We start from the raw sequence: 20,522 nt of genomic DNA on the forward strand, positions 1-20,522 counted from the left end.
GAAGTGCTAGGGCGCCGCGCGTTCAGGGCAGGGCCTGGGCAAGGGAAGCGCGATTGATGATTGCGAGTCAGGCGGGCAAGTGAGCCCCACCGAACAGCCACGAGACTTTGCGGCGGGGAATCCTGCGGCCGCTGGTCATGGGCATGGCCCGGACAGCCTGCGCAAGATGGCGCTGGCGGCGATGGGTATTGTCTTCGGCGATATCGGCACCAGCCCGATCTACGCCTTCCGCGAGACGTTCGCGGGGCATCACCCGCTCGCGCCTGATGCGCTGCATATCTACGGCGTGCTCAGCCTGATCTTCTGGTCGATGATGATCGTCGTGACGATCAAATATGTCTCGATCATCATGCGGGCCGACAACAAGGGGCAAGGCGGCAGCCTGGCGCTGCTCGCGCTGGTGAACCGCCGCAGCGGACGCAAGCGCTGGACCGGGCCGATCGTCATCCTCGGGGTCTTCGCCACCGCGCTGTTCTACGGCGATTCGATGATTACCCCGGCAATGTCCGTCCTTTCGGCGTCGGAAGGTCTCATCACCGTCAACGCGCATTTCGCGCCACTGGTTTTGCCGATCTCCGTGGCGATCCTTATCGGCCTGTTCGCTATCCAGTCGCGCGGAACGGCGCGGGTCGGCCAGCTTTTCGGGCCGATCATGCTGGTCTATTTCGCGACGCTGGCGGGCCTCGGCATCATGCATATCGCGACCGATCCGGCGATCCTGCTGGCGCTCAATCCCTGGTATGCCTTCCAGTTCTTCCTGACCGACAAGTTGCTGGCCTTCCTTGCGCTCGGCTCCGTCGTGCTCGCCGTCACCGGCGCGGAAGCGCTGTACGCGGATATGGGGCATTTCGGGCGCAACCCGATCCGGGTTTCCTGGCTGTTCTTCGTGTTGCCCGGCCTCATGCTCAATTATCTGGGGCAGGGGGCGTTCATCCTCTCTCTGCCGGCGGACCAGGTGGATCACGCGATCCGCAATCCCTTCTTCCTGCTCGCGCCGGAAAACTTCCGCCTGCCGCTCGTCATCCTCGCTATTGTCGCGACGATCATTGCCAGCCAGGCCGTCATTACCGGCGCCTTTTCGCTCACCCAGCAGGCGATCCAGCTCGGCTTCATTCCGCGCCTCAAGATCAAGCACACCAGCGCCAGCGCGCAGGGGCAGATCTACATCCCGGTCATCAACTGGGGCCTGATGGTGATGGTCATCCTGCTGGTGCTCTCGTTCCGCTCCTCCAGCAATCTCGCCGCGGCCTATGGCATCGCGGTGACGGGCGCGATGTTCATCGACACCTGCCTGCTCGCGGTGCTGCTGCTCTCGCTGTGGAAGTGGAACCGTCTGCTGGCCTATGGCGCGCTTGCGATCTTCTTCATCGTGGACATCGCCTATTTCGGCGCCAACCTGACCAAGGTGCCGGATGGCGGCTGGTTCCCGCTGCTGGTTGGTCTGGTGATCTTCACCATGCTCACCACCTGGGCCAAGGGCCGCGGGCTGATGGTCGATCGCCTGAGCGAAGCGGCCATGCCGATCCCGGTCTTCGTCGCCTCAGCCGCCAACAGTGCCGTGCGGGTGCAGGGCACGGCGGTGTTCATGACCTCCACCTCGGACGGCGTGCCCCATGCGCTGCTGCATAATCTCAAGCATAACAAGGTGCTGCACGAGCGGGTCGTGCTGCTGACGGTCAAGGTGCTCGATGTGCCGACCGTCGATGCCTCCTATCGCTATCAGGTCGAGGATCTCGGGCGCGGCTTCTATCGCGTGCTGATCCATTACGGCTTCATGGAAGAGGCCGATGTGCCCGCCGCGCTGGCGATGGTGGAAGGCTGCGGCCAGCCCTTCCGCATGATCGAGACGAGCTTCTTCCTCACGCGCCAGACCCTGCTGCCGGCCGCCCGGCCCGGCATGCCGATCTGGCGCGAAAAGCTCTTCGCCTGGATGCTGCGCAACGCGGAAAGCCCGATGGAGTTCTTCCGCCTGCCGACCAACCGCGTGATCGAACTGGGTAGCCAGCTGGAGATTTAGGGGTGGCGTCGAGAGGGGCATCGCTCCGCACTCGAAACCTTCTCTCGTGCTCCTGCGAAGGCAGGAGCCCACGGCGATAAAGTGCTCCAATCAATCAGCCGACTTGAACCCGATACGCTCGGCATTTGCGCTAACTCTCTCTATATGTCGCCGTGGTTCTCGAACGCCCTGGGCTCCTGCCTCCGCAGGAGCACGGGGAGGGTGATGCTGCCGGGATTTTGAGAGTGCGCTCAGTCCGGAGCTTTGCTCTCCGTGTTCGTAACCATGGCCCGCGCCCACGCGAGGTCTTCCGGCGTATCGACATCCAGCAGCAGCCGTGCGTCGGCGTTCACCAGCGCAGACCCTGTGGCGAGCCCCTGCGCACCCCGATCTCCTTCAAGCGCTTGGAGATCAGCGAAAGCCCGCGCCGGAAACAGCGCGGGCGGTTGAGCAACGCCTTCGGGCGAACAAGAGAAGACAGCGGACGCTCCATCCGTCGCAAACTGCCCAAGCACCGCATCCAGATGCTCGGCCGTGACAAACGGCATATCCGCGAGCAGCACCATCAACGCCGAGGCTCCGGCTTCCTGCGCCGCCGCCGCCGCCAGACCCAAAGAGTGCGCCATCCCCGCTTCTGGCCGGGAATTGACGACCAGCCGATATCCCGGTGCATGGCTTCCCCAGTCCACGCCCGCCGGCGCCACCAGCAGATGATGGGCCGCCTCCACCGTTCTCCCGGCCTCAGCCGCCCAGCCGATCAATGCGCGTCCGCCAAGGTCCGCCGCCAGCTTGTCCGCCGCGCCGAAGCGTGTCGAGCGCCCCGCCGCGAGCAGCGCGACGGCGAGGCCGGGCAGCGCCATCAGCGCGTGCCGCGAAAGGCCGCGACCATGCCGGCGGCGATGGAGAGGGCAATCTCCTGCGGACCAAGGCCGCCAATCGGCAGGCCGGCCGGCCCGTCCACCCGGCGCAGGTCATCCGCGCTCACCCCAGCCGCCGCCAGCCGCTCCAGCCGCCGCCCATGATTGGCACGTGATCCGAGCGCGCCGATATAGCCCGTCGACTGCGCCAGCGCCGCGATCAGCGCAGGGTCATCGATCTTGATGTCGTGGCTGAGCGTGACCACCGCGCAGGCGGCATTCGGCGCGAAGCTGGCGACGGCCTCGTCCGGCCAGGCATCGGTCAGGGTCACGCTGGGGAAGCGCTCGGCGCTCAGGAAGCGCTCGCGCGGGTCGTTGACCGTCACCGCCATGCCGAGTGTCTGCGCGATGGCCGCGAGCGCCTGGCCGATCTGCACCGCGCCGACGATCAGCAGCTTGCGCGCCGGCTCGTAGAGATTGACGAACTGCCCTGCCTGCGTCCCCAGCCGTGCCTTGCCGGTCGTAAGGTCGGTGGAGATCGCCACTGCTTTGCCTGCCGCGCGACCCTGCGCGATCGCTTCGAACAGCGCCGGCGCAAAGCCCGCCTCGCTCACCGGCTGGACGAGCACGCCGATCTGCCCGCCGCAGGGCAGGCCCGGCTCCCATATGCTGGGGTCGGTGCTGCCGAAATAGCGCAGGCCGGTCTCATCCTTCGTGAGCGCCCGCTCGGCCATGGCGAACACGTCATATTCCACGCAGCCGCCCGAGATCGATCCGGCAAAGCGTCCATCTGCCGCAATGAGCATATGCCCGCCGCGCGGCCTGGGCGCAGAGCCGGAGGCTTCCACGACGGTGGCGAGCGCCATGGGCTGGCCGGCCCAGTCCCGCGCGGCGGCGATGATGGCATCGATATCGTTCAAGCGCTCGTCCTGTATCGGGGTGGGGGCAGGGGAGCCGCTGCCATCTCTCGCCAGCCTCATTATTGCAAGCCTACGGACATTGACAACCGGGCGAGAGCAACGGCAATGTCGCTGTTCATCGAGACATTGCGGAGGGAGAAGCGGCATGGCCACCGAACTGATGGTCAACGGGCAAAAAAGGCAGGTCGAATCCGACCCCAAGAAGCCGCTGCTCTGGGTACTTCGTGAAGATCTGGACATGGTCGGCACCAAGTTCGGCTGCGGCATGGCGCTGTGCGGCGCCTGCACGGTGATGATCGATGGCCAAGCCGTGCGCTCCTGCACAACGCCGGTCGGTACGGCGGCGGGCAAGCAGATCACCACCATCGAGCATGTCGCGACGACGCCGGTCGGCAAGGCCGTGAGCGAGGCGTGGACGCAGCTGGACGTGCCGCAATGCGGTTACTGCCAGGCCGGGCAGATCGTCTCCGCGACGGCTTTGCTCGCCAAGACGCCCAAGCCCACCGATCAGCAGATCGATGCGGCGATGAGCGGCAATATCTGCCGCTGCGCGACCTATTTGCGCATCCGCAAGGCCATCAAGCAGGCGGCCGGCCTTGAAGAGGGAGCCGCCGCATGAACGCGCCCCTCACCATGAACCGCCGCAGGCTGCTCAAGGCGACGCTGGTCGGCGGCGCGGTGCTGGCCTTCGACGCCCGCTTTGCCTTCGCGCAGGTGCCGGGCGAGAAGGCGGTCATCATCAACGCCTATATCCGCGTGCTGCCGGATAATCGCTTCGTCATCGGCTCCAAGAACCCGGAGATCGGCCAGGGCGTCAAGACGATGCTGCCGATGCTCATCGCCGAGGAACTGGATGTCGACTGGGCGCAGGTTACGGCCGAGACGACCATCGCCGACGAAAAGACCTACGGCATGCAAGTCGCCGGCGGCAGCTTCACCACGCCGATGAACTACATGCCCATGCGCCAGATCGGCGCGGCGGCGCGGCAGATGTTCATCAAAGCGGCGGCAGCGCGCTGGGGCGTGCCGGAAGACACGCTCACCACCGGCGGCGGCCGCGTTTCGCAGACGTCCGGTTCGCCGACGGCAAAGCACAGCGTGACCTATGCCGAGCTGGCGGCGGAAGCAGCGAAGATCGCGGCGCCGGACCTCAAGACCGTGCCGCTCAAGGACCCGGCGAGCTTCAAGATCATCGGCAAGTCCAAGATCGGCGTCGATACGCCGGCCATCGTCGCGGGCAAGCCTTTGTTCGGCATCGACGTGAAGAAGCCCGGCCTGCTCCATGCCGCGATCGAAGCGTGCCCGGCTTATGGCGGCACGCTCACCAGCTTCGATGAGGCCGCCGTAAAGGCGCTTCCCGGTATCATCGCCGTGGTGCCGCTCAACAGCGGCTACAATCCCAAGGGGCCGCATGATGCGGTGGCGATCGTGGCGGAAAGCTGGTGGGTCGCCAATCAGGCGCGCTCGGCCCTGAAGCCGGTGTGGAACATGGAGGCGCAGAAGCGCTTCTCCAGCGCGGCTTTCAAGGCTTCGGCCGAGGCCAAGATGGCGGCTGCGCCGGAAGGCTCGATCCACAAGGCCGGCGATGCCGCCAAGGCCATGGCGAGCGCGGCAAAGACCGTCACCGCGCGCTATGAATATCCCTACATCGCCCACGCTACGCTCGAGCCGCAGAACTGCACCGCGCTGTTCAAGGACGGCAAGATCGAGTTCTGGGCACCCACCCAGCTCCCGGCGGATGGGCGCAAGGTGGTGTCCGAGGCGCTCGGCATCGCGCCGGAGGCGATCACCATTCACATGACGCGCATCGGTGGCGGCTTCGGCCGGCGGCTGATGAACGATTACATGGCGCAGGTCGCGCAGATCGCCAAGGCGCTGCCCGGTCGGCCGATCAAGATGATCTGGACCCGCACCGACGATCTGCGTCACGATTTCTTCCGGCCCGGCGGCTGGCATGATTTCCAGGCGGGCATCGATGGCTCGGGCAAGCTCGTGGCCTTCACCGACCATTTCATCACCTATGGCAAGGAGGGCAAGCCGGACACCGGCGCCGCCATGACCGCGACGGAATTTCCGGCGCCTCTGCTAGCGGATGTCGATCTCTCGGTCTCCTATGTCGAGAGCAACGCGCCGACGGGCTATCTGCGCGCGCCGAGCTCCAATGCACTGGCCTTTGCGTTCCAGAGCTTCCTCGACGAGGTGGCGCTGGCCGGCGGGATCGACCTGCCCGAGCTGATGCGCCGCACGCTTGGCGAGGCGCGGCTGATGAAGCATGGCAACCGCCCCGGCATGGATGGCAGCGTACCCGAGTTCAACACGGGCCGTGCCCGCGCGGTGATCGACAAGGTCTGCCAGATGGCGGACTGGAAGGGCCGCACCGGCGGGGATGCTGGGGACGGCGTGCGCAAGGGCCGGGGTTTTGGCTTCTATTACAGCCATCGCGGCTATTTCGCCGAAGTGGTGGACGTGACCGTCGCCAAGACCGGGAAGGTCAGCGTCGACAAGGTCTGGGTCGCCGGCGATGTCGGCCGGCAGATCATCAACCCCATCAACGCGCTCCATCAGGCGCAGGGCGCGGTGATCGACGGGCTGGGCCAGGCGCTGTCCGGCCAGAAGATCGAGATCAAGGATGGGGCGGCCAACCGCACCAACTTCCACGATTACCCGCTGCCGCGCATTGTGGATGCACCGGCGGACGTAGTGGTCGAATGGGTGATCTCGGACAATGATACGACCGGCCTCGGTGAACCGGCTCTGCCGCCGGTGATCCCCGCGATCATCAACGCCATTTTCGCCGCCACTGGCAAGCGCATCCGCTCGCTTCCCGTGGTGCCGGCGGACCTGGCGGTCTGAGGGGAGGGCGGGGGAGGATGTTTCTTCCCCCACCGTCACCCCGGACTTGATCCGGGGTCCAGCTTTCTCGTGACCGGCTGGTCAGAGCAGAGGCGCACAAAGCAGCGGGACCCCGGATCAAGTCCGGGGTGACGTGCGTTGGGAGGACGGGGCGGGTCGCTTATCACCCGCCGGACCTTAAGGAGAATGCGCATGGTCGAAGCCCGCTGGAACGGCGCCGTCATTGCCCGCAGCGACGACACGGTCGTCGTGGAAGGCAATCACTATTTCCCCGCCGATGCCGTCGATCCCGCCTTTCTCCGCCCGAGCGACACGACGACGGTCTGCTCGTGGAAGGGCACGGCGCATTATCACAGCCTGCATGTCGATGGCGCAGACAACTCGGATGCCGCCTGGTATTATCCCGATCCCAGACCCGAGGCGGAAGCGATCCGCGACCGTATCGCCTTCTGGAAAGGCGTCGAGGTCGGCTGAGCGGCGCCTTACAAAATCTCCCGCACTGCCTCCGGGGGACGGCCCAGCCGCACGCCTTTCTCGGTGGCCACCAGCGGGCGCTCGATCAGGATCGGATCGGCGGCCATGGCGTCGAGGATGGCGGCGTCGTCCGCGTCCTTGAGTGCCTTGGCGCCGTCCTCGGCCTTGCGCAGGCCTTCGCGCGGGGTGAGGCCCGCGCGTTGATAGAGGGCAGCGAGCGTGTCGCGGCTAGGCGGGGTCTTGAGATATTCGACGATCTCCACCTCGACGCCCGGCGTTTCCTGCAGGATCGCCAGTGCCTCGCGGGATTTCGAGCAGCGGGGGTTGTGGTAGATGGTCGCCTTCATCGCCTGATCCTTTTCGTTTGCCCGTCCGTCAGGCCGTCTGGTCGTCGCCGGGCAAGGCCCGCTGCATGTAGATGGTGTCCAGCCAGCGGCCGAATTTATAGCCGACCTTTTCCATCTGACCGGCGTGGCGGAAGCCCTGGCCGGCATGGAGCGCGACCGAGGCGTCCTCGCCGCCGGCAATCACGCCGAGCATCTGGGTAAAGCCCGCCGCGCCGGCTGCGGGGATCAGCGTCGCCAGCAGCGCTTTGCCGATGCCCTGGCCGGTCTTCTCGGGATGGAGATAGACGCTGTCTTCGCAGGCATGAGCGTAGGCGGGGCGGTCGCGGAATTGCGCGGCATAGGCATAGCCGATCACCGCGCCGTCCTCATCTTCCGCGACAATGAAGGGCCAGCCCCGTGTCGCCAGATACGCGATCTTCTCGCGCCATTGCTCGGCCGTGGGCGCCTGTGTATCGAAGGTCGCCGTGCCGTGCTGCACATGATGGGCGTAGATCGCCGTTATGGCCTCCGCATCCGCCGGGGCGACCGGACGGATGCGCAGTGGCGGTTGCCCGCTCAATCGACCTTCTGCCGCTCCAGCCATTCTTCCAGCCACTTGATGCTGTAATCGCCATTCTGCACGTCCGGGTCAGCGATGAGCTTCTGGTGCAGGGGGATGGTCGTCTTCATGCCCTCGATGACATATTCCTCAAGCGCGCGCTTGAGGCGCATCAGGCAGCCCTCGCGGGTGCGACCATAGACGATCAGCTTGCCGATCATGCTGTCATAATAAGGCGGCACGCTATAGCCCTGATAGAGCGCGCTTTCGACGCGCACATGCATGCCGCCGGGGACGTGGAGCATCTGCACCTTGCCGGGGGAGGGCATGAAAGTCACCGGGTCTTCCGCATTGATGCGGCACTCGATGGCGTGGCCATGGAATTCCAGCTCGTCCTGCGTCACCGAGAGCGGCTTGCCCTCGGCAATGCGGATCTGCTCGCGCACCAGATCGAAGCCGGTGATCATCTCCGTCACCGGATGCTCCACCTGAATGCGGGTGTTCATCTCGATGAAGTAGAACTCGCCATTCTCGTACAGGAATTCGATGGTCCCCGCGCCGCGATAGCCCATGTCGGCCATCGCCTTGGCCACGAGCGTGCCCATGCGATTGCGCTCGGCCGACGAGATGACCGGGGAGGGCGCTTCCTCCAGCACCTTCTGGTGCCGGCGCTGAAGCGAGCAGTCGCGTTCGCCCAGATGGATGGCATTGCCCTTGCCGTCGCCGAAGATCTGGAACTCGATATGGCGCGGATTGCCGAGATATTTTTCCATGTAGACGGTGTCGTCGCCGAACGCCGCCTTGGCCTCGCTCTTGGCCTGGGACATCAGGCTCTCGAACTCGTCTTCGGTGGGGACAACCTTCATGCCGCGCCCGCCGCCGCCCGATGCGGCTTTCACGAGCACCGGATAGCCGATCTCTCGCGCGCGTTGCTTGGCGTCGGCGATGTCCTCGATCGCGCCGTCGGTGCCCGGCACCAACGGCAGGCCGAGCGCGCCAGCGGTGCGCTTTGCTTCCACCTTGTCGCCCATCACGCGGATATGCTCGGGCTTGGGGCCGACGAAGATGATGTCATGCGCTTCGACGATTTCCGCGAAGCGCTCGTTTTCGGAGAGGAAGCCATAGCCCGGATGGATCGCGTCCGCGCCGGAGATTTCGGCGGCGGAAATGATCGCGGGAATGTTGAGATAGCTGTCCTTCGCAGCCGGCGGGCCGATGCAGATGGCTTCGTCCGCCAAGCGCACATGCATGGCGTCCGCGTCCGCGGTCGAATGCACGGCCACCGTCTTGATGCCCATCTCATGGCAGGCTCGGTGGATGCGCAGGGCGATCTCGCCGCGATTGGCGATCAGCAGCTTCTCGATGCTCATGGCTGGCGTGTCCTCACGCGACCACGATCAGCGGCTGGTCATATTCGACCGGCTGGCCGTTTTCGACCAGCACAGCCTGGACCGTGCCGGCAGAGGGCGCGGTGATCGGGTTCATGACCTTCATGGCCTCGACGATCAGCAGGGTCTGGCCCGCCTTCACCGCGTCGCCGATCTTGACGAAGGCGGGGGCGTCGGGCTCGGGCGTCAGGTAGCAGGTGCCGACCATCGGCGATTTGATCGTGCCGGCGGCGGGACCGGCCGCGGGGGCCGGTGCAGCGCTTTCCACGGGCGCAGCAGCAGCCACCGGGGCTGCCGGTGCGGGCGCAGCGGCCATCGGCGCATAGGTCGCGCTCTGGGCGGCGGGGGTGCGGGCGACGCGGATTTTGCGGTCGCCATCTTCCACCTCGATTTCGGTGAGGTTCGTCGCGTCCAGCATTTTCGCCAGTTCGCGCACCAGCTTAACGTCCACCTGCATCGAGCCTTCGTTGGTCTTGTCGGCCATTGGTCTTCCCTTTGAGAAAGCTTTATTCTGTTCTGGAGTGGGGCTGGGGCCTATTGCCCTTCGCCCGATAAGGCAACCGTTTGCACGCCCTGCCTGGTTCAATCCATCTCAAGCGCTGCTTCCAGCGCCAGCATATAGGAGAGCGCGCCAAAGCCCGCGATCGATCCGCGCGCGGCCATGCCGACATAGCTATGATGGCGGAAGCTCTCCCGCGCGGCGGGGTTGGAGAGGTGAACCTCGATCACTGGCACGGTGATGGATTTGATCGCATCGTGCAGCGCCACGGATGTGTGCGTGAGGCCGCCGGCGTTCAGAATGATGGCCATCGCTGCTTCCGCATTGGCCTGATGCAGCCAGTCGATCAGATGGCCCTCATGATTGGACTGGCGGAAATCCAGCTCCACGCTGGCGCGCCGGGCCTCGTCTTCCATGCGGTCGGCAATATCGTCGAGCGTATCATAGCCGTAGATTTCCGGCTCGCGCGTGCCGAGCAGGTTGAGATTAGGGCCATTGACGACATAGATTTTTCGCGCGGCAGTCATGGGGCCATCCGGTCCTTGTTGGTTGCGAGCCTTGGGCTCCACCCTATATGGCGTGGCGAACGGCTCTCAAAGCGAAAGGTGAACACACGGCATGAGCGCGGACGGAACGATCGGCATCCGGGTCAATGGCGAGCATCGCCGCGTGCGCGCCGGGCATAGCATCGCGCATCTGGCCAATGAGCTTGGGCTGGCGCCCGAGAAGGTGGCGGTCGAGCGTAATCTGGAGGTCGTGCCCCGCGCAAAGCTGGCCGATGTGATTGTCGAGGATGGCGACGAGCTGGAGATCGTGCATTTCGTCGGCGGTGGGGATGGATCGCCGGTGCTGGCCGATGATAGCTGGAGCGTGGCCGGGCGCACCTTCCGCTCGCGGCTGATCGTCGGGACTGGCAAATATCGCGATTTCGCCGAGAACGCCGCTGCCGTCGAGGCATCGGGCGCGGAGATCGTCACCGTGGCGGTGCGGCGGGTGAATGTGTCCGACCCCAAGGCACCGATGTTGACCGACTTCATCGACCCCAAGAAGATCACCTATCTGCCGAACACCGCTGGCTGCTTTACCGCTGAAGACGCGATCCGCACGCTGCGACTGGCGCGCGAGGCGGGCGGCTGGGATCTGGTGAAGCTGGAAGTGCTGGGCGAAGCCCGCACGCTTTACCCGAACATGGTCGAGACCATCCGTGCGACGGAAATCCTCGCCAAGGAGGGCTTCAAGCCGATGGTCTACTGCACCGACGACCCAATCGCCGCGCAGCAGCTGGAGAGTGCGGGCGCGGTGGCGATCATGCCGCTCGGCGCGCCCATCGGCTCGGGCCTGGGCCTCCAGAACCGGGTGACCATCCGTCTGATCGTCGAAGGCACCAAGCTCCCGGTGCTGGTCGATGCCGGCGTCGGCACGGCCTCCGATGCAGCGGTGGCGATGGAACTGGGCTGCACCGGCGTACTGATGAACACCGCCATTGCAGAAGCCAAGAACCCGGTGCTGATGGCCGCTGCCATGAAAGCGTCGGTCGAAGCTGGACGCATGGCCTATCTCGCCGGGCGCATGGGGCGACGCATGTATGCCGACCCCTCAAGTCCGCTCGCTGGCTTGATCTGAGCCAGGCGCGGCCAACCGCTGGTCGTATTTGTCGGAACCAGCCGCCTCCCAACTCGTTTGATTTTCAGACGGTCGGATCGTCCGGCCGTAGCAGAATTCAGCGATTGGAGACCTATCATGGGTGAATTGATCGACAAGGCCAAGGGTGCCGTCAACGAAGCAGTCGGCAAGGCCAAGCAGGAGATCGGCAAGCAGCGCAACGATCCCGATCAGCAGGCGGAAGGTCTCGGCCAGGAGCTCAAGGGCAAGGGCCAAGGCCTCAAGGGCGCCGTGAAGGGAGTCCTCGGCGACCGGGTCTGACCCCAAGCCGTAACGCTCAAGCGTTTGATGAAAGGTCGTACTCGCAGAAGCGAGTGCGGCCTTCATTGTTTATGTCCGAGCAGGCAGCGATCACCCGGTATGGTTCGGTTTCCCTACCGCTTCATGCAATCCGGGCATTTGACCGCCCGGTCCGGCGCTCTTATGGGCGGATCAGTTTTCGCTCCATCCGTGCCAAGGAGACACGCGTGAAGAAACTCTACCCCGATGCCGCATCCGCTCTGGATGGCTTGCTCCATGACGGAATGCTCATTTGTGCCGGCGGGTTCGGCCTGTGCGGTATTCCCGAGCGGCTGATCGACGCGATCCGCGATTCCGGCGTGAAGGATTTGACCTTCGCTTCCAACAATGCCGGCATCGATGGCGAGGGGCTGGGGAAGCTGCTGCGCACCCGCCAGGTCAAGAAGATGATTTCGTCCTATGTCGGCGAGAACAAGGAGTTCGAGCGGCAATATCTTGCAGGCGAACTGGAGGTGGAGTTCTGTCCACAGGGCACGCTTGCCGAGCGCTGCCGGGCCGGCGGCGCGGGCATCCCCGGCTTTTACACCAAAACCGGCGTGGGCACGCAGGTCGCCGAGGGCAAGGAAACCAAGATTTTCGACGGGCAGGAATATGTGCTCGAACGCGGCATTTATGCCGATCTGTGCATCATCAAGGGCTGGAAGGCCGATGAAGCAGGCAATCTGATTTTCCGCAAGACCGCGCGCAATTTCAACCAGCCGATGGCCACCGCGGGCAAGATCTGCGTCGCGGAAGTCGAGGAAGTCGTGCCCGTGGGCAGCCTCGACCCGGACAGCATTCATCTGCCCGGCATCTATGTGAAGCGCATGATCGTCGGTGCGCCTTATGACAAGAAGATCGAATTCCGCACTGTCCGCGAAAGGGAGGCCGCATAATGGGCTGGTCACGCGATGAAATGGCCGCGCGCGCCGCGAAGGAACTGCAGGACGGCTTCTATGTGAATCTCGGCATCGGCATCCCGACGCTGGTCGCCAATCACATCCCTGCCGGCGTGGAGGTCACGCTGCAGAGCGAGAACGGGATGCTCGGCATCGGCCCGTTCCCTTATGACGATCAGGTCGACCCGGACCTCATCAATGCCGGCAAGCAGACGATCAGCGAACTGCCGAGCAGCGTCTACTTCTCCAGCGCAGACAGCTTCGCGATGATCCGCGGCGGCCACATCGATCTCACCGTGCTGGGCGCGATGGAAGTCTCCGAAAAGGGCGATATCGCCAACTGGATGATCCCCGGCAAGATGATAAAGGGCATGGGCGGCGCGATGGACCTCGTCGCCGGCGTCAAGAAGATCATCGTGGTGATGGAGCATAATGCCAAGGATGGCAGCCCCAAGTTTATCCCGGAATGCACCCTGCCGCTCACCGGCCGCGACGTGGTGGACATGATCGTCACCGATCTGTGCGTCTTCCAGCGCGTTTCGCACGATCAGCCCTTCCGCCTCGTGGAACTGGCGCCGGGTGTTACCGCCGAGGAAGTCGCGGCCAAGACGACGGCGCATTACGTCTCGTAAGGCGTCGGGTTAACGCGCGGTAGTTACCCCCCTTCTCTTCGGAGGAGGGGCAGTTCTGGAGCGCTCCGCTGCCCCACCAATACTCCGTCATCCCGGATCAAGTCCGGGGCGACGAGAGGAGGAGTGCCGCGCGCGCCATTGAAACGGACTTTGACCGCCCGATATAGGGGCTTCCCCCCCGACCGCGACAGATGTAGGGCAGCCCCATTATGACCCAGGCCCGCACCCTTTATGAGAAGATCTGGGACGCGCACGTCGTCGAGAAGCGCGACGATGGCACGTGCCTTGTCTATATCGACCGCCACCTCGTCCATGAAGTGACCAGCCCGCAAGCGTTCGAGGGCCTTCGTCTGGCTGGCCGCAAAGTGCGCCGGCCCGATCTCACGCTGGCCGTGCCCGATCACAATGTGCCGACCACGGCGCGGGTTGATGCGCAGGGCAACCGCATCCCCATCGTCAACAAGGAGAGCGCGCAGCAGCTCGCCGCGCTGGAGCGCAATGCGCCCGAGTTCGGTATCCGCTATTTCGGCGCGACGGACATCAATCAGGGTATCGTCCATGTCGTCGGCCCCGAGCAGGGCTTCACGCTGCCCGGTATGACCCTGGTCTGCGGGGATAGCCACACGGCGGCCCACGGCGCGCTGGGCGCGCTGGCCTTCGGCATCGGCACCAGCGAGGTCGAGCATGTGCTGGCCACGCAGACGTTGCTGCTCAAGCCGAGCAAGACGCTTGCCATCGAGGTCGAGGGCGAGCTGGGCTATGGCGTGACGGCCAAGGACGTGATCCTCGCCGTTATCGGCCGCATCGGCACGGCTGGCGGCACCGGCCATGTCATGGAATTCCGCGGCTCGACCTTCCGCGCGATGAGCATCGAGAGCCGGCTGACCGTCGCCAACATGGCGATCGAGGGTGGCGCGCGCTCGGGCCTGTTCGCGCCGGACGAGAAGACGTTCGAGTACATCAAGGGCCGCCCGATGGCGCCGCAGGGTGCCGATTGGGACCGCGCGGTCGATTATTGGCGCACGCTCGTCACCGACGAAGGCGCGGTGTTCGACAAGCATGTGCGGCTGGAGGCGAGCGAAATCGCGCCGACCGTTACCTGGGGCACCAGCCCCGAGGACGTGGTGCCGATCACCGGCGTCGTGCCCGATCCTGAGAGCTTCGAGGATCCCTCCAAGCGGGAAGCTGCGGCCAAGTCGCTGGCCTATATGGGCCTGACCGCAGGGCAGCGCATGGAAGACGTGCCGGTCGAGCACATCTTCATCGGCAGTTGCACCAACAGCCGCATCGAGGATCTGCGCGCGGCCGCGTCTGTGCTCAAAGGGCGCAAGGTAGCCGACGGCATCAAGCAGGCGCTGGTCGTGCCCGGCTCCGGTCTGGTCAAGCATCAGGCCGAAGTCGAGGGGCTGGATCGCATCTTCATCGAGGCCGGGTTCGAGTGGCGCGAGCCGGGCTGCTCCATGTGCCTGGGCATGAACCCGGATCGCGTGCCGAGCGGCGAGCGTTGCGCCTCCACCAGCAATCGCAACTTCATGGGCCGGCAGGGGCCGGGTGCGCGCACCCATCTCGTCTCGCCGGTGATGGCCGCCGCTGCCGCGATCAGGGGTCGACTTGCGGACGTTCGCGAACTAATGGTGCCCGAGCAAGCGTAAGGGGACGCAATGAAAGTCATTTTCTGGATTTTGGTCGCCGGTGCCCTCGGTAGCGCTGCCATGGCGATGGGCCTTGGCCAGTCCGCCGGTGCTGCCGCCAAGGCGGAGAAGCCCGCCGCACGCTGAGTGTGAAGGGTTCGTTCGACGGGCGCGGGCTTGACTATCCGCGCTGTTACGCCGTCGGCACGCGCATGTTCATGCGGCGACAGGTTTCGTCATAACCGGCTGGGTCGGGCGCTTCGACGGCCTCGAAGCCTTGCGACGCCCAATAGCGATCGGCGCCATTGACCGCCGTCAGCCAGATTTCTCCCAGACCCTCGCTGCGCGCCTGCGCGACGATCAGCGCCAGCGCGGCCCGCCCGGCACCACTGCCACGCGCATCGGGCAGCAGCGCGAGATCGTGCAGATAATAGCTGCCGGGTTTCTCCGGGATGGCGCCAAGCCGTGCATTGAAGGCCGGCACGCCGCCCGCCTGCCAGGGGTGGGCGATGAGATAGCCGAGCACGCGCCCTGCCTCCTCGAAGACGAAACAGCCCGCCGGATGCAGGCTCAGGCGCTCGGCGTAGATCGCTTCATCCTCGGTATAGCGGCCATGGACCGCATCGGAGATGGCCTTGACCGCTGCCATGTCATGCGCGCGCATCGGGCGCCAAGTGCCGCTCACTGCCATTGCTTCATCATGCTCCGGGGATTGCCATTGCCCGCCTGCATATCGGGTCGGCATCTTGACGCAAGCGCGCGCATCCGCCACTTGACCGGTCAAACAGCCCGTCATCAGCAGGACCAGCATGGAACCCGTCACCACCGTTGAAGGTCGCGCCTATCCCTTCGGCCTGAAGAATGTCGATACCGACATCATCATTCCGGCCGAATGGCTCAAGACCATCAGTCGCACGGGCCTGGGCAAGGGCGCGTTCGAGGCGCTGCGCAAGGAGCCGGGCAATGTGTTCGACGATCCGCGTTATGCCGGCGCGCCGATCATCGTGGCCGGCGACAATTTCGGCTGCGGGTCGAGCCGCGAACATGCCGCCTGGGCGCTGATCGACATGGGCGTGCGAGCCGTGATCGCGCCCAGCTTCTCGGATATTTTCTCCGGCAATGCCTTCAAGAACGGCATCCTCACCGTCGTGCTGCCGCAGGACGCGGTCGACCGGCTGCTGGAGGTCGCCAAGACCGATCCGATCAGCATCGATCTGGAGAACCAGTCGGTGACGACGCCGTTCCAGGACCGTTTCACCTTCGAGATCGATCCGTTCCGCAAAAGCTGCCTGCTGGGCGGCCTCGACGAGATCGGCCTGACGATGGCGCAGGGGGACACCATCGGTGCATTCGAGGCGCGCGACGCGCAGACCCGGCCTTGGCTGGTGCCGGCGGCCGCCTGAATTCGTCGCGGGGCAACCTCCCGCGCGTTGCCAATGGGGCGCCTGCTTCCTAAGTAGGGCCTCTACATAGTTATCTCCAGATGAAGGTGCGTCTTTCATGAGTTCATTCGACGATCGCGAGAAGGCGTTCGAGACCAAGTTCGCCCTGGATCAGGAACTCGCGTTCCGGGTCGCTGCCCGGCGCAACCGCCTGCTTGGCGAGTGGGCGGCCGGCCTGATGGGCCTGACCAAGGAAGAGACCGATGCCTATGCCAAGGCGGTCGTTCAGGCGGACTTCGAGGAAGCCGGCGATGAGGACGTGATCCGCAAGGTGATGGGCGATCTGGTGTCCGCTGGCGTCGACATGGACGAGCAGCGCGTGCGCACGGCGCTGAGCGACAAGGCCGCCGAGGCGCGTCGCCAGTTCATGCAGGAAGAGAATTGAGGGGCTTTTGACATGCCCATGGCGGCTGGCGATATCGAGGCGATGATCCTCGCGGCTTTCCCGGATGCGACGGTGGAGATCACCGATCTGGCCGGCGACGGCGACCATTATGCGGCGCGGGTCACCTCCGAGAGTTTTCGGGGGATGAATCGCATTGCCCAGCAGCGTGCCGTCTATGCCGCGCTGGGCGGTCGCATGGGCGGAGAGCTTCACGCCTTGCAACTGACCACGGCCGTTCCCAACTGATAGCGCAGCGCCGGCATCGCGCCGCACTGCTGCCCGGAGACCAGACATGACCGACCCCGTCCACGCCCGCATCGCCGATATCGTCGGCAAGAACGATGTCGTGCTCTTCATGAAAGGCACGCCCTTGTTCCCGCAATGCGGGTTCTCCAGTCGCGCCATTGCCATTCTGGAACGGCTCGGCGCACCCTTCGAGAGCGTGGATGTGCTGCAGGATCAGGAGATTCGCCAGGGCATCAAGAGCTTTTCCGACTGGCCGACCATCCCCCAGCTCTATGTGAAGGGCGAGTTCCTCGGCGGGTCGGACATCATGATGGAAATGTATGAGGCGGGCGAGCTCAAGCAGCTTCTTGCGGAGCAGGGCGTCATCGCCGCCTGACCGAGCTTCCATTTCGTTCTTCAAGCGGGCGCGGGGCAAAAAGCCCGGCGCCCGTTTTGTGTTCGGGCGCCGGAGTTCGGAGGGATTGGGAGACAAAAGGATTGGGGGACAGGCAAGAAGACCGGGTGCCCGTCCCCCAAAGCGGGTGTGTCGACAAGAAGAGCAAGCGCCGTGCCAGTTTCTCCGGGTGAGGAGAGCGGGCGGCGACGCTAGTTAAGGGCGGGGCAAGAGGTTGCGACCTGTAAAGCGCTCCGACAGTTTCGCCCGCATTTCCGCTTGCGCCTTGCAATCGGCGGCGGCCGTGACACATGGAAGAGATGATGCCTGCTGCCCCCAGTCTCGCCGCCGACACCGGCCGGGTCATGCGCCTGTCGCCGCTGGTGCAGCGCGTGCTGGCACCCAATCCCTCGCCCTTCACTTTTGAGGGGACGCAGACCTATCTGGTGGGCAACAGCGACCTTGCCGTAATCGATCCTGGCCCGGATGATCCCGCTCATTTGGATGCACTGGAAGCGGCGATTGCCGGTCGCCCCGTCATTGCTATCGCCTGCACCCACACCCATCGCGATCACAGTCCGGCGGCGCGGCCGCTGGCACAGCGCAATGGCGCGCCGATCATCGGCTGCGCGCCGCTGACGCTGGAGGATGACGGGCCGCGCGCCGATGCGGCATTCGACCCCGATTACAGTCCCGATCGGGTGCTCGCGGAGGGCGAGCAAATCGTGGGCACGGGCTGGATTCTTACCGCGCTGGCGACGCCCGGCCACACCTCCAATCATCTGTGCTACGCGCTCGAGGAAGAAGCGGCGCTGTTCACCGGCGACCATGTGATGAGCTGGTCTACGAGCGTCGTCTCGCCGCCGGATGGCGACATGAGCGATTATCTCGCCTCGCTGGAGCGCCTCGTCGGCCGTTCGGACAGCATCTATTATCCCGCCCATGGCGAACCGGTGACGCAGCCCCAGCGCTTCGCTCGCGGCATGCTGGGGCATCGGCGGATGCGGGAAGGGCAGATCCTGCGCATTCTGGAGCGACAGGGCGCTGTCACCATCCCGGATTTCGTCGCGAGCATGTATGTGGGCCTCAATCCACGCTTGCACGGTGCCGCCGGACGATCCGTGCTGGCCCATCTCATCGATCTGCAATGGCGGGGGCTGGTAGAGGATAGAGCGGACGGGGTCTGGGCGAGGGTGCTGATTTAGGCGCTTGACGGAAGGCGCGAACAGGATCAGCTTCCCCGCCGTCCAGGCAACGGTGGGGGGACCGTCATGGCAACACTTGCTTCAGGCATCAGATCCGAGATCGAGCGCGAGCGCAGCTTCTTCCTCAAATTGGCGCTGGCGATGGCCTTTGTCATTGTGGCGGGCTTCTCGTTCAACGTCGCCGCCGGCCGCTCGACCTTCGCTGCGCCGCTGCTGCTTCATGTCCATGCGCTGGTTTTCTTCGGCTGGCTGGTTCTTTTCGTCACCCAATCCTTTCTGGCGGCGGGCGGCTCGGTGCGCCTGCACCGGCGGCTTGGTGTGCTCGCGCTGCTCTGGGTGCCGGTCATGGTCGTGCTGGGTCTGGCGGTGACGCGTCATTCGGTGCGCGCAATCGGTGGTCCTCCTTTCTTCGATACTAACGAATTTCTTTTCGGCAACAGCATCGGCCTGCTGGCTTTCGCGCTCACCGTCGGGGCGGCGCTCGTCCTGCGCGCGCGTCCCGACTGGCACCGGCGGCTGATGTGCGGCGCAATGGCCGGGCTGACCGGCCCCGGCTTCGGGCGGCTGCTGCCGATGCCGTTCCTCATCCCCTGGGGCTGGTGGGTCGCGGCTGTCGTGGCGCCCATGATGTTCATCCTGGCCGGCATGGTGTGGGACTGGCGGCGCAAAGGACGGGTCCACGCTGCATGGTTGTGGGGGGCGGGCATCCTGATTGGCAGTCAGCTCGTGGCCGATGCCATCGCCTACAGCCCGATGGGCCTTGCCATCACGCGCGATATGGTCGCCGGCACCCCCGGCGCGATGCGCGATATGCGGGCCTTCTTCCCCTGAGCGCGGTTAGAGGTTGATCGCCGGGCGCTTCGTGGCCATCTCCCCCGCATGACAAAGGAGATTCGGTGATGGATGCACGCGGCGGGATCGGCGGAAGTCTTGCGGGGCTGGACCTGCTGGAGGAGATCAATCGCCTGCGCAAGGAGCGCAACGCGGTCATCCTCGCGCACTATTACCAGAAGCCGCAAATCCAGGACCTGGCCGACTTTGTGGGCGACAGCCTGGAGCTGTCCCGCAAGGCGGCGGAGACGGATGCGGACGTGATCGCATTTTGCGGTGTGCGCTTCATGGCCGAGACGGCGAAGATCCTCAGCCCCGAGAAGATCGTGATCCTGCCGGACATGGACGCCGGCTGCAGCCTGGAAGACAGCTGCCCGCCCGCGCAGTTCAAGGCCTTCCGCGAGGCCCATCCCGATCATATCGCGCTCAGCTACATCAATTGCTCGGCCGAGGTGAAGGCGCTCAGCGATATCATCGTCACCAGCTCGTCTGCCGAGAAAATCCTGAGCAAGCTCCCCAAGGACCAGAAGATCATCTTCGGGCCGGACAAGCATCTGGGCGGCTATCTCGCGCGCAAGCTGGGGCGTGAGATGCTGCTCTGGCCGGGCGTGTGCATCGTGCATGAGAGCTTCAGCGAGACCGAGTTGCTCAAGCTCAAGGCCATGCACCCCGGCGCGCCCGTCGCGGCCCACCCGGAATGCCCGCCGGCTATTATCGATCATGCCGATTATGTCGGCTCGACCAGCGGCATCCTGCAATACGCCAAGGACATGCCGGGCGACACGCTGATCGTGGCGACCGAGCCGCACATCATCCACCAGATGGAAAAGGCGATCCCCCAAAAGCGCTTCGTCGGCGCGCCGGGTGCGGACGGCAACTGCAACTGCAACGTCTGCCCCTATATGGCGCTCAACACGCTGGAGAAGCTCTACATCGCGCTCCGCGATCTCCAACCGCGCATCGAGATGGATGAGAGCCTGCGGGTGGCCGCGAAGAAGAGCCTCGACCGGATGCTGGATCTTGCCAGCGACACGGTCGGGCAGGGCGACGTGGGAGCTCGGTGAG

The 20,522-nt window shown here is 65.0% G+C and carries 24 protein-coding genes; 16 read left to right on the forward strand and 8 right to left on the reverse strand.

Going from position 1 to position 20,522, the window contains the following annotated elements:
- The first annotated feature begins 79 nt into the window (after nucleotides 1–79).
- Entirely contained in the window at nucleotides 80–2,017 is a 1,938-nt protein-coding gene (locus M2331_RS04185) for a potassium transporter Kup (RefSeq protein WP_264579391.1), read from the forward strand.
- Nucleotides 2,018–2,247: 230 nt separating this feature from the next.
- Here M2331_RS04185 and M2331_RS04190 read toward each other — a convergent pair whose 3' ends face one another.
- Nucleotides 2,248–2,856 carry an NTP transferase domain-containing protein gene (locus M2331_RS04190; RefSeq protein ID WP_181559112.1) on the reverse strand — a complete coding sequence of 203 codons (609 nt, stop codon included), beginning with the start codon at nucleotides 2,854–2,856 and terminating at the stop codon, nucleotides 2,248–2,250.
- A complete protein-coding gene (locus M2331_RS04195) occupies nucleotides 2,856–3,773 on the reverse strand; it encodes an XdhC family protein (protein WP_181559113.1) in 918 nt (305 codons plus the stop codon). Before M2331_RS04195 ends, M2331_RS04190 begins: the two co-directional genes overlap by 1 nt.
- Nucleotides 3,774–3,918: 145 nt before the next feature.
- Between M2331_RS04195 and M2331_RS04200 the strand changes: the two genes are divergently transcribed.
- From M2331_RS04200 to M2331_RS04210, 3 genes are all read left to right on the forward strand, one after another.
- Nucleotides 3,919–4,392, forward strand: a complete 474-nt coding sequence (locus M2331_RS04200; RefSeq protein ID WP_181559114.1) for a (2Fe-2S)-binding protein — start codon at nucleotides 3,919–3,921, stop codon at nucleotides 4,390–4,392.
- On the forward strand, nucleotides 4,389–6,626 hold the full coding sequence (locus M2331_RS04205; protein WP_181559115.1) for a xanthine dehydrogenase family protein molybdopterin-binding subunit: 2,238 nt from the start codon (nucleotides 4,389–4,391) through the stop codon (nucleotides 6,624–6,626). The genes M2331_RS04200 and M2331_RS04205 overlap by 4 nt, the downstream gene beginning before the upstream one ends.
- A gap of 192 nt (nucleotides 6,627–6,818) precedes the next feature.
- Entirely contained in the window at nucleotides 6,819–7,100 is a 282-nt protein-coding gene (locus tag M2331_RS04210; protein WP_181559116.1) for a DUF427 domain-containing protein, read from the forward strand.
- 8 nt (nucleotides 7,101–7,108) lie between these two features.
- Here the strand turns inward: M2331_RS04210 and arsC are convergent, their stop codons facing one another.
- The 5 genes from arsC to aroQ form a co-directional block, all read right to left on the reverse strand.
- Complete coding sequence (gene arsC, locus M2331_RS04215) at nucleotides 7,109–7,447, reverse strand: arsenate reductase (glutaredoxin) (protein WP_181559117.1); 339 nt, start codon at nucleotides 7,445–7,447, stop codon at nucleotides 7,109–7,111.
- A gap of 28 nt (nucleotides 7,448–7,475) precedes the next feature.
- Entirely contained in the window at nucleotides 7,476–8,030 is a 555-nt protein-coding gene (locus M2331_RS04220) for a GNAT family N-acetyltransferase (RefSeq protein ID WP_181559118.1), read from the reverse strand.
- The gene (gene accC / locus M2331_RS04225; RefSeq protein ID WP_181559119.1) at nucleotides 8,003–9,355 is read right to left on the reverse strand and encodes an acetyl-CoA carboxylase biotin carboxylase subunit; all 1,353 of its coding nucleotides are present in this window, start codon (nucleotides 9,353–9,355) and stop codon (nucleotides 8,003–8,005) included. Before accC ends, M2331_RS04220 begins: the two co-directional genes overlap by 28 nt.
- Before the next feature lie 13 nt (nucleotides 9,356–9,368).
- Nucleotides 9,369–9,857: an acetyl-CoA carboxylase biotin carboxyl carrier protein gene (gene accB / locus M2331_RS04230; RefSeq protein ID WP_181559120.1), complete on the reverse strand. Its 489-nt coding sequence runs from the start codon at nucleotides 9,855–9,857 to the stop codon at nucleotides 9,369–9,371.
- Between the two features lie 98 nt (nucleotides 9,858–9,955).
- Nucleotides 9,956–10,399, reverse strand: coding sequence for a type II 3-dehydroquinate dehydratase (aroQ, locus tag M2331_RS04235; protein ID WP_181559121.1), 444 nt, complete (start codon nucleotides 10,397–10,399; stop codon nucleotides 9,956–9,958).
- 91 nt (nucleotides 10,400–10,490) lie between these two features.
- Here aroQ and thiS point away from each other — a divergent pair, with 91 nt between their 5' ends.
- The 5 genes from thiS (at nucleotide 10,491) to leuC (ending at nucleotide 14,996) form a co-directional block, all read left to right on the forward strand.
- A complete protein-coding gene (gene thiS, locus M2331_RS04240; RefSeq protein ID WP_181559122.1) occupies nucleotides 10,491–11,495 on the forward strand; it encodes a sulfur carrier protein ThiS in 1,005 nt (334 codons plus the stop codon).
- Nucleotides 11,496–11,612: 117 nt separating this feature from the next.
- Nucleotides 11,613–11,795 (forward strand): CsbD family protein, encoded by a 183-nt coding sequence (locus M2331_RS04245; protein WP_181559123.1) that lies wholly within the window; start codon nucleotides 11,613–11,615, stop codon nucleotides 11,793–11,795.
- 206 nt (nucleotides 11,796–12,001) lie between these two features.
- Complete coding sequence (locus tag M2331_RS04250) at nucleotides 12,002–12,709, forward strand: CoA transferase subunit A (RefSeq protein ID WP_181559124.1); 708 nt, start codon at nucleotides 12,002–12,004, stop codon at nucleotides 12,707–12,709.
- Nucleotides 12,709–13,344 carry a CoA transferase subunit B gene (locus M2331_RS04255; protein WP_181559125.1) on the forward strand — a complete coding sequence of 212 codons (636 nt, stop codon included), beginning with the start codon at nucleotides 12,709–12,711 and terminating at the stop codon, nucleotides 13,342–13,344. The genes M2331_RS04250 and M2331_RS04255 overlap by 1 nt, the downstream gene beginning before the upstream one ends.
- Nucleotides 13,345–13,553: 209 nt before the next feature.
- Entirely contained in the window at nucleotides 13,554–14,996 is a 1,443-nt protein-coding gene (leuC, locus tag M2331_RS04260; protein WP_181559126.1) for a 3-isopropylmalate dehydratase large subunit, read from the forward strand.
- A gap of 172 nt (nucleotides 14,997–15,168) precedes the next feature.
- On the opposite strand, the gene M2331_RS04265 is transcribed toward leuC, so the two are convergent.
- Complete coding sequence (locus M2331_RS04265; RefSeq protein WP_264592288.1) at nucleotides 15,169–15,720, reverse strand: GNAT family N-acetyltransferase; 552 nt, start codon at nucleotides 15,718–15,720, stop codon at nucleotides 15,169–15,171.
- A 64-nt stretch (nucleotides 15,721–15,784) separates the two neighbouring features.
- Between M2331_RS04265 and leuD the strand changes: the two genes are divergently transcribed.
- The 7 genes from leuD (at nucleotide 15,785) to nadA (ending at nucleotide 20,521) form a co-directional block, all read left to right on the forward strand.
- The gene (leuD, locus tag M2331_RS04270; RefSeq protein ID WP_181559128.1) at nucleotides 15,785–16,378 is read left to right on the forward strand and encodes a 3-isopropylmalate dehydratase small subunit; all 594 of its coding nucleotides are present in this window, start codon (nucleotides 15,785–15,787) and stop codon (nucleotides 16,376–16,378) included.
- Between the two features lie 97 nt (nucleotides 16,379–16,475).
- Nucleotides 16,476–16,802 (forward strand): DUF1476 domain-containing protein, encoded by a 327-nt coding sequence (locus tag M2331_RS04275; protein ID WP_181559129.1) that lies wholly within the window; start codon nucleotides 16,476–16,478, stop codon nucleotides 16,800–16,802.
- Between the two features lie 12 nt (nucleotides 16,803–16,814).
- On the forward strand, nucleotides 16,815–17,048 hold the full coding sequence (locus M2331_RS04280) for a BolA/IbaG family iron-sulfur metabolism protein (protein ID WP_181559130.1): 234 nt from the start codon (nucleotides 16,815–16,817) through the stop codon (nucleotides 17,046–17,048).
- A gap of 46 nt (nucleotides 17,049–17,094) precedes the next feature.
- Nucleotides 17,095–17,424 carry a Grx4 family monothiol glutaredoxin gene (gene grxD / locus M2331_RS04285; RefSeq protein ID WP_181559131.1) on the forward strand — a complete coding sequence of 110 codons (330 nt, stop codon included), beginning with the start codon at nucleotides 17,095–17,097 and terminating at the stop codon, nucleotides 17,422–17,424.
- A 317-nt stretch (nucleotides 17,425–17,741) separates the two neighbouring features.
- Nucleotides 17,742–18,626 (forward strand): MBL fold metallo-hydrolase, encoded by an 885-nt coding sequence (locus tag M2331_RS04290; RefSeq protein WP_413716065.1) that lies wholly within the window; start codon nucleotides 17,742–17,744, stop codon nucleotides 18,624–18,626.
- Nucleotides 18,627–18,692: 66 nt separating this feature from the next.
- Entirely contained in the window at nucleotides 18,693–19,457 is a 765-nt protein-coding gene (locus tag M2331_RS04295) for a hypothetical protein (protein ID WP_181559133.1), read from the forward strand.
- A 68-nt stretch (nucleotides 19,458–19,525) separates the two neighbouring features.
- The gene (gene nadA / locus M2331_RS04300; RefSeq protein ID WP_181561358.1) at nucleotides 19,526–20,521 is read left to right on the forward strand and encodes a quinolinate synthase NadA; all 996 of its coding nucleotides are present in this window, start codon (nucleotides 19,526–19,528) and stop codon (nucleotides 20,519–20,521) included.
- Nucleotide 20,522 lies beyond the last annotated feature (1 nt).

Origin of the sequence: Sphingobium sp. B10D7B (assembly GCF_025961955.1) — a bacterium.
In the GTDB taxonomy this organism is placed as follows: Bacteria; Pseudomonadota; Alphaproteobacteria; order Sphingomonadales; family Sphingomonadaceae; genus Sphingobium.

Coding starts and splice junctions, on each gene's coding strand:
- M2331_RS04205 (WP_181559115.1), top strand. CDS start 4,389: ATGAACGCGCCCCTCACCATGAACCGCCGCAGGCTGCTCAAGGCGACG.
- leuC (WP_181559126.1), top strand. CDS start 13,554: ATGACCCAGGCCCGCACCCTTTATGAGAAGATCTGGGACGCGCACGTC.
- M2331_RS04210 (WP_181559116.1), top strand. CDS start 6,819: ATGGTCGAAGCCCGCTGGAACGGCGCCGTCATTGCCCGCAGCGACGAC.
- arsC (WP_181559117.1), bottom strand. CDS start 7,447: ATGAAGGCGACCATCTACCACAACCCCCGCTGCTCGAAATCCCGCGAG.
- accC (WP_181559119.1), bottom strand. CDS start 9,355: ATGAGCATCGAGAAGCTGCTGATCGCCAATCGCGGCGAGATCGCCCTG.
- M2331_RS04265 (WP_264592288.1), bottom strand. CDS start 15,720: ATGCCGACCCGATATGCAGGCGGGCAATGGCAATCCCCGGAGCATGAT.
- thiS (WP_181559122.1), top strand. CDS start 10,491: ATGAGCGCGGACGGAACGATCGGCATCCGGGTCAATGGCGAGCATCGC.
- accB (WP_181559120.1), bottom strand. CDS start 9,857: ATGGCCGACAAGACCAACGAAGGCTCGATGCAGGTGGACGTTAAGCTG.
- M2331_RS04200 (WP_181559114.1), top strand. CDS start 3,919: ATGGCCACCGAACTGATGGTCAACGGGCAAAAAAGGCAGGTCGAATCC.
- M2331_RS04245 (WP_181559123.1), top strand. CDS start 11,613: ATGGGTGAATTGATCGACAAGGCCAAGGGTGCCGTCAACGAAGCAGTC.
- M2331_RS04280 (WP_181559130.1), top strand. CDS start 16,815: ATGCCCATGGCGGCTGGCGATATCGAGGCGATGATCCTCGCGGCTTTC.
- aroQ (WP_181559121.1), bottom strand. CDS start 10,399: ATGACTGCCGCGCGAAAAATCTATGTCGTCAATGGCCCTAATCTCAAC.
- M2331_RS04290 (WP_413716065.1), top strand. CDS start 17,742: ATGATGCCTGCTGCCCCCAGTCTCGCCGCCGACACCGGCCGGGTCATG.
- M2331_RS04190 (WP_181559112.1), bottom strand. CDS start 2,856: ATGGCGCTGCCCGGCCTCGCCGTCGCGCTGCTCGCGGCGGGGCGCTCG.
- leuD (WP_181559128.1), top strand. CDS start 15,785: ATGGAACCCGTCACCACCGTTGAAGGTCGCGCCTATCCCTTCGGCCTG.
- M2331_RS04255 (WP_181559125.1), top strand. CDS start 12,709: ATGGGCTGGTCACGCGATGAAATGGCCGCGCGCGCCGCGAAGGAACTG.
- nadA (WP_181561358.1), top strand. CDS start 19,526: ATGGATGCACGCGGCGGGATCGGCGGAAGTCTTGCGGGGCTGGACCTG.
- M2331_RS04275 (WP_181559129.1), top strand. CDS start 16,476: ATGAGTTCATTCGACGATCGCGAGAAGGCGTTCGAGACCAAGTTCGCC.
- M2331_RS04295 (WP_181559133.1), top strand. CDS start 18,693: ATGGCAACACTTGCTTCAGGCATCAGATCCGAGATCGAGCGCGAGCGC.
- grxD (WP_181559131.1), top strand. CDS start 17,095: ATGACCGACCCCGTCCACGCCCGCATCGCCGATATCGTCGGCAAGAAC.
- M2331_RS04220 (WP_181559118.1), bottom strand. CDS start 8,030: ATGGCTGGAGCGGCAGAAGGTCGATTGAGCGGGCAACCGCCACTGCGC.